7 protein-coding genes are annotated in these 6,678 nt (G+C 58.3%); 2 read left to right on the plus strand and 5 right to left on the minus strand.

Annotation, left to right across the window (positions count from 1 at the left end; translation table 11 throughout):
- Positions 1 to 153: 153 nt before the first annotated feature.
- Entirely contained in the window at positions 154 to 1,530 is a 1,377-nt protein-coding gene (gene mgtE / locus RAC79_RS23660; protein ID WP_078054236.1) for a magnesium transporter, read from the plus strand.
- A gap of 108 nt (positions 1,531 to 1,638) precedes the next feature.
- Here the strand turns inward: mgtE and RAC79_RS23665 are convergent, their stop codons facing one another.
- The 4 genes from RAC79_RS23665 to RAC79_RS23680 all read right to left on the minus strand — a co-directional run bounded on the left by RAC79_RS23665 (position 1,639) and on the right by RAC79_RS23680 (position 4,318).
- Positions 1,639 to 2,160, minus strand: a complete 522-nt coding sequence (locus tag RAC79_RS23665; protein ID WP_174038976.1) for a hypothetical protein — start codon at positions 2,158 to 2,160, stop codon at positions 1,639 to 1,641.
- A gap of 6 nt (positions 2,161 to 2,166) precedes the next feature.
- Entirely contained in the window at positions 2,167 to 2,640 is a 474-nt protein-coding gene (locus tag RAC79_RS23670) for a hypothetical protein (protein ID WP_174038975.1), read from the minus strand.
- 331 nt (positions 2,641 to 2,971) lie between these two features.
- Positions 2,972 to 3,808: an undecaprenyl-diphosphate phosphatase gene (locus tag RAC79_RS23675; protein WP_174035824.1), complete on the minus strand. Its 837-nt coding sequence runs from the start codon at positions 3,806 to 3,808 to the stop codon at positions 2,972 to 2,974.
- A 120-nt stretch (positions 3,809 to 3,928) separates the two neighbouring features.
- Complete coding sequence (locus tag RAC79_RS23680; protein WP_174038974.1) at positions 3,929 to 4,318, minus strand: helix-turn-helix domain-containing protein; 390 nt, start codon at positions 4,316 to 4,318, stop codon at positions 3,929 to 3,931.
- Positions 4,319 to 4,421: 103 nt separating this feature from the next.
- Between RAC79_RS23680 and RAC79_RS23685 the strand changes: the two genes are divergently transcribed.
- Entirely contained in the window at positions 4,422 to 5,438 is a 1,017-nt protein-coding gene (locus RAC79_RS23685; protein WP_174038973.1) for a zinc-binding alcohol dehydrogenase family protein, read from the plus strand.
- Positions 5,439 to 5,525: 87 nt separating this feature from the next.
- Here RAC79_RS23685 and RAC79_RS23690 read toward each other — a convergent pair whose 3' ends face one another.
- Entirely contained in the window at positions 5,526 to 6,266 is a 741-nt protein-coding gene (locus tag RAC79_RS23690) for a pentapeptide repeat-containing protein (RefSeq protein ID WP_078054240.1), read from the minus strand.
- Positions 6,267 to 6,678 lie beyond the last annotated feature (412 nt).

The raw sequence follows: 6,678 nt of genomic DNA on the forward strand, positions 1-6,678 counted from the left end.
ACGGCGCGGATTTCAACGGAGCATCATTGGATGTCTAGCGACAGTAGCAGTCGATTGCCTTTGCCGAGACCGGCGAACGTGAACTGATCCGACCGCTGTCGGCTCACCACCGCGTTCGCCGTGATCGGCGAATCGACGGAAAGGTGAGCAATCATGAACTTCCACAACCTCTCCCAGAGGGCCAGCAAGGCCGCACGTCTTCTTCGTAGCGGAAACGCCGGTTCCTCCACCACCATTGCCGAACGCGTCGAGCACCTCAACACGCTGGATGTCGCCGAGGCCGTAACCGCCCTCCTCGCCATGCCGCAGGCAAAGGCCGTCGCCATTCTCGACCGGCCGGAACTGCATGGCGCCGCCGCCATAATCGCCCATATTCCTGTCGAACAGGCCGCCCGCCTCGTCAATCTGATGTCTGACGACCGCGTTGCCGACGTCATGGCGGAAATGGCCGAAGAGCCGCGCGCAAAGCTGTTTTCCCGGCTGGACCGCACGACGGCGCTCTCCATCCAGCACCTGATGGGTTATCCGCCGCGTACCGCCGGCTCGATCATGACCACCGAATTCGTCAGCGTGCCGGACAATTGGACGGTGGAACAGACCCTTTCGCACATCCGCGTCGTCGAGCGGTCGCGTGAAACGGTCTATGCCATCTATGTGCTGGCTGAGGACGGAACGCTTTCCACCGTCGTGACGCTGCGTCGCCTGCTGACCGGCGAAGCCGGCGCCTCCATCCTCTCCGTCGCATCGAAGGAAGGCATCGTCTGCGCCAGCCCCCTGATGTCGCAGGAGGATGTCGCCCGGCTGATCCGCAAGCACGATCTTCTGGCGCTTCCCGTCGTCGATGACCGTTCGCATATCCTCGGCATCGTCACCGTCGATGACGTGATCGACACCATGATCGCCGACACGACGGAAGACGCCCACAAGTTCGGCGGTATGGAAGCGCTCGGCAAGCCCTATATGACGATCGGCTTTCCGGACATGATCCGCAAGCGCGCCGGCTGGCTCGCAGCGCTCTTCCTCGGTGAAATGCTGACGGCCAGCGCCATGCAGCATTTCGAGGGAGAGCTGGAAAAGGCCGTGGTGCTGACGCTGTTCATTCCGCTCATCATGTCGTCGGGCGGCAACTCCGGTTCGCAGGCCACCTCGCTCATCATCCGGGCGCTGGCGCTCGGCGAACTCAAGCTTTCCGACTGGTGGCGGGTGCTGCTGCGGGAAATTCCGACGGGCCTGACGCTCGGCTGCATTCTGGGCGCCATCGGCTTCCTGCGCCTGAGCCTCTGGCAGCAAGCCGGTTTCTACGACTACGGCGAGCACTGGCTGCTGGTCGGCGCCACCGTTTTCGCGGCCCTCGTCGGCATCGTCACCTTCGGTTCGCTCGCCGGCTCCATGCTGCCCTTCGTGCTGCAGCGCCTGCGGCTCGATCCCGCCAGCGCCTCGGCCCCCTTCGTCGCGACGCTGGTGGATGTCAGCGGGCTCATCATCTACTTCTCGGTGGCGCTGGTGATCCTCAGCGGTACGTTGCTTTGAACAAGCGAAATGATTGCTTCGGGCGTGAGGGAAACCTGCGTCCGAGGCGGTAAAATCAAAGTGTATCCGCCGAGGGAATATATGCGAGCGGTAACCTAGAAACGGACATCACCGGAATACATCTTGGACTTCCCCGCTATCAAGTACGCAAAGAGTATGGGGCTCGCCGCCAGGACCGGAAATCATGATCTCCCAAGAAGTAAAAACGATCCAGTGGTCTAAGCCCGATGAAATTTTCTTGCGAGAACCATCACTGCACGAAAAGGCAGCCTTCCCTTGACCGGTTTCGGCCTGAATAAAAAACTCTTGTCCTACAAGCATTAGTGATCCAACTGGGGCGCCCCGATAGGCCTCTAAATCCAGATGCTGAGGGTTCGGAGACGGTACGATACGAGCGGAATCATAAACTAGAATGGGTTGTTCTGTTATGACCGATCCGCGCAATACTCCCACTTTATTTTTCAGGGCAGGATGACCGGGCCATAAAGTCAACAGACTTGGCAACCCGGTGTCCTGCTCGTGTTGAACAGAAAAACAGAACGTAACCTTGCCACCTATGGAAGCACTAAAAAAGACGCCAGGCTCAATCGCGTCGATAGTAGATTGATAGCAATCGAATTCGACTCGCATTCGCAACTAGCCTCCCTGCCCAATAGGCACTGGCACTTTAACGAAGGTAGGGAAAACCTCGTTGTAAGCTAAAAATGCAGCAATAATTCCGCCTATTATTATAGGAGCCAGAACTGCTGTTAGTATCGCAATACTAATTTGGCGCCAAAACGAGCCAGCAATTTTTACTTCTTTGATTATTGACGCCTCGAGCAGATTTTTCTTACCCTGTTCAATTTCCGGCAACATGTATTCGCGGGCCGCCGCGTCGAAATACCTAGCCGCTCGCAAACGCATGTGTTCAAAATATTGGTCCGTAATACCCGATATCCAAGCCTCCGTGTCCGCCACGGATGGGAAGGTACCATTCTGCTTGGCAAAATGTTCCACCCATTTCGCCTTCTCGTCCGCGAACAGTGCATAGGTCAGGAGATTGATCTCATACGAGGTATCGGTTTGGCTAGTTAGATAAGCAAAAGTCTCCTGATCATTTTTTGGCATCAGTTCTCACAAAACCTGTTTTTTCATTTGCCGATCGGAGAGCTTCACTGACGCGCAGCAACAGATTACTCGCCCCCTCTGACCTCGGGGGCGTTAAATTTTGGCGCTTCGGCGGGTTCATATCAAAACGTCCCGTCGAAGCCGACCTACCACCAAAATTGCTAGTTTTTTTACCCCAGTTTCCCGACATAATAATCCCTAAAATGTTCAGCACCAATATAAGTTGAACCGGACAATCTGTCCATGTCGTGCCTGCCGAAAGACCATCATTTGCACCCCAAGATTTTCGCCGAACATTGGAAAATTATTAAAAAAGTGGCCCTCCGCTACCTCAGCCACCGGCATTGATGACGCCCGTTCCCAGCAGTCCAAGCAAAATAACGCCAATGACCACGCGGTACCAGACGAAGGGCATGTAGCTCTTGGTGGAGACCAGCTTGAGGAAGACGACGATCACGGCATAACCGACAACGAAGGCGATCAGGGTCGCGAGCCCCGTCGGGCCCCAACCGACTGGATTGTCTTCGCCGATGCTCTTGAAGAGCTGGTAAAAACCGGAACCGAAGACGGCGGGAACGGCGAGCAGGAAGGAGTAACGTGCGGCCGCCTCGCGGGTATAGCCTAAAAGCAGGCCGGCGCTGATGGTGCCGCCCGAGCGCGAAACGCCGGGGATAAGCGCCATGGCCTGCGCGAAACCGAACAGGATACCGTCTCGCCAAATGAGCTGGTTCAGCTTGTAACGCTTCTCACCGATTTTATCGGCAACGCCGAGAACGATGCCGAAGACGATCAGCATCACGGCGGTGATGTAAAGGTTACGCAGCGAGTGCTCGATGGCATCCTTGAAGAACAGGCCAAGAAGGACGATCGGCACGGAACCGATGATGATGAGCCAGCCGAGCCGGGCATCGGCCTTGTTATACTCGCCAAGGCGAAAGTTCTGCCGGAGCCAGGCGATGGCAATGCGCATGATATCCGACCAGAAATAAACCAGCACGGCCGCTTCGGTGCCGATCTGCGTAATCGCGGTGAAGGCGGCTCCCGGATCCGCGCCGGAGGGCAGGAACTCCCCGGCGATCCTCAGATGCGCGCTTGAAGAAATCGGAAGAAATTCCGTAAGCCCTTGCAAAAAGCCGAGAAATGCGGCCTCCAACCAACCGATGCTCATGTGTCCTGATGTCCCTGCTGCGAATCGAGATCGCAGCATTATGCATCAATCGGGGCAAATACATGTTGCATCGCACCATGAAAAAGGCGCGCGAAGGGGTGCGCTTTTACCCGTGATTTTTCAGGCGGCCTTTTCCTTCGCCTCGGGAAGGCGGGTATATTTCGCGCCGTCCCTGCACACGACATGGGCGTCGCCCCAGCTTTTCAGCGCCGAAATCACCGGTATCATCGTCTCGCCGAGCGGTGTCAGCGCATAGTCCACGCGCGGCGGCACCACCGGAAAGACGGTGCGGGAAATCAGGCCGGCCTCTTCCAGCTCGCGCAGCTGCTTGGTCAGCATGCGCTGGGTGACACTCGGAATATGGCGGCGCAGCTCGTTGAAGCGCAGCGTGCCCTCATTGATGAGGTGATACAGGATCACGCCCTTCCATTTGCCATCGAGGAAACTTAAGGCCGACTCCACCGGGCAGCCGGGAAAGTTGCCGGTGAGCTTGGCGCGCGGTCGCGACATCCCAGTATCCTTTTTGTATGTATCATCACAAAATGTGCATTCTTGCGATCGATGTTCATATGTATCAAGTAAGAGGCACGCAAACAAGCAAAGGAGACTGTTCATGCGCGCCATCGGTTACAGGACCAGCCAGCCCGTCACCGCGAAAGACGCCCTCGTCGATATCGACCTGCCCCAGCCGGAAGCGAAGGGGCACGATATTCTGGTGGAAGTGAAGGCCGTTTCGGTGAACCCCGTCGATACCAAGGTGCGCCGCAATCAGTCGCCGGAAAACGGCGAACCCCGCGTGCTCGGCTTCGATGCGGCGGGCGTGGTAAAGGCCGTCGGCGACAAGGTCTCGCTGTTCAAGCCGGGCGACGAGGTGTTTTACGCCGGTGTCATCAACCGCCCCGGCTCCAACAGCGAGTTCCATCTCGTGGACGAGCGCATTGTCGGCGCAAAGCCGAAGTCCCTGAATTTCGAGGAAGCCGCCGCGCTGCCGCTAACCGCCATCACCGCTTACGAGACGCTGTTCGACCGGCTGCGGGTGAAGGAGCCGGTTCCGGGCGCGGCCAACGCCATTCTGGTCATCGGCGGCGCGGGCGGCGTCGGCTCCATCGCCGTCCAGCTTCTGCGGGCGCTGACCGATCTCACCGTCATTGCCACCGCTTCACGGCCCGAGACGATTGCGTGGGTGAAGGAACTCGGCGCGCATCACGTCATCGATCACAGCAAGCCGATCGCCCCGCAGGTGGAGGCGCTCGGGCTCGGTGCGCCGGGCTTTGTCTTCTCCACCACCCATAGCGACATTCATGCCGCCGACAGCGTGGCGACCATTGCGCCGCAGGGCCGTTTCGCGCTGATCGACGATCCGGCCGGCGGTTTCGACGCCATGGCCTTCAAGCGCAAATGCATCTCGATCCATTGGGAAATGATGTTCGCCCGCGCGGTTTTTCAGACGCCTGACATGATCGAACAGCACAGGCTGCTCAACCACGTGGCGGAACTGGTCGATGCCGGCAAGATCAAGACGACGCTGACCGAGGTTTTCGGTACCATCAATGCCGCAAATCTCATCAAGGCGCATGTGCTGATCGAGAGCAACAAGGCCAAGGGCAAGATCGTGCTTTCGGGCTTCTGATCAAAGGTGAGGCGTCCGCATCGCGGACGCTTCTCTTCCGCTTATGGAAATGTTTGGGCCGAGCGCAAGACCGCGCGGCTATTCCTGTCAGTCGTCGTCCGGATCTTCCGGGCACGGCCAGGAGGCCGGCGCGGTGAGTCCGTTCGGCAATTTGGTCTTGGCGTCGCCGCAGGCAATGTCGATCTGCTTCTGATCAAGGCCGGTGGCAGCGGAAAGATCGACCCCTTCGATCCTCGTCAGCAGCAGGAATGCGCTGGTGAAATCCACCGGACCGCCGAGCTTGGCGCCACCGAAACGGGCCCGCGACAGATTGGTCAGCGAGAATTTCGAGCCGTTCAGCGTCGCGCCCTCGAAATCGGCGCGGCCGAGTTCGGCCTTGGTGAAATCCGTGCCGTCCAGCTTGGTGTTTTCGAATTTGGTCCGCTGCATTTCGGCATTGACGAATTTGGCGTTGGTGGCGTCGGCGGCGGAAAAATCGCTGCGATAGGCTTCCACCTTGGTCAGATTGGCACCCTGCAGGTTCGCCTCGCCAAGGGCCGTGCGGATAAGCTTGGCCTTCTCGAGATTGGCGCCCTTCAGCGACGAACCGCGCAGGTCGGTATAGGTGAAATCCGTGCCGTAAAGCATTGCCGAATCGAGATTGCTGCCGCCCAGCATCAGCAGACGCTTGTTGCATTCGCGCCAGTCGATGCCGGCCATGGCGTCGGTACGGCAGCTTGCGGCCACCAGCGGACCGCCGCTGAAAGAAACGGCAATCATCGCAAGGGCCGCCACACCGGCAACGAACCCTGTCTTCCGCACGATATTCAGCCTTTGAAAGCCGGACATTCCTTCACTCCCTGCCGTCGGGCGACGGTACCTAGGACCATATGCACATTCAAGGCGTTACCGCATCGCAGAACCACAATCCACGGGCCACGCGACCACGCAACACCCCAACATCCTATATGTAGGAAATCTAAGAGCAATCCACAAATACTGACGGGGAGACGGGCTGTGAACGCCGCTCTCTCATCCCGGGCTAGACACGGCAACCGTTAACGACGCGTCTGCTTCGCGGGAAATTGGCCCTTCGATCAGAGGTCTGCTCGTTCCGCAAATGTCGTCACTCTCGGCCGTATGACACAACGGCTGAGAGTGATTGCGAGCGGTCTTCCCACGCTCGGCATCATCCTCGGGCCTGTCCCGAGGACCTATCCACGTATTGTGAAATCAATCCGTTGCAGATGCTCGGGACAGG

The sequence above is a fragment of the Agrobacterium sp. LR_9 genome, from assembly GCF_041954855.1.
Classification (GTDB): Bacteria; Pseudomonadota; Alphaproteobacteria; order Rhizobiales; family Rhizobiaceae; genus Agrobacterium; species Agrobacterium leguminum.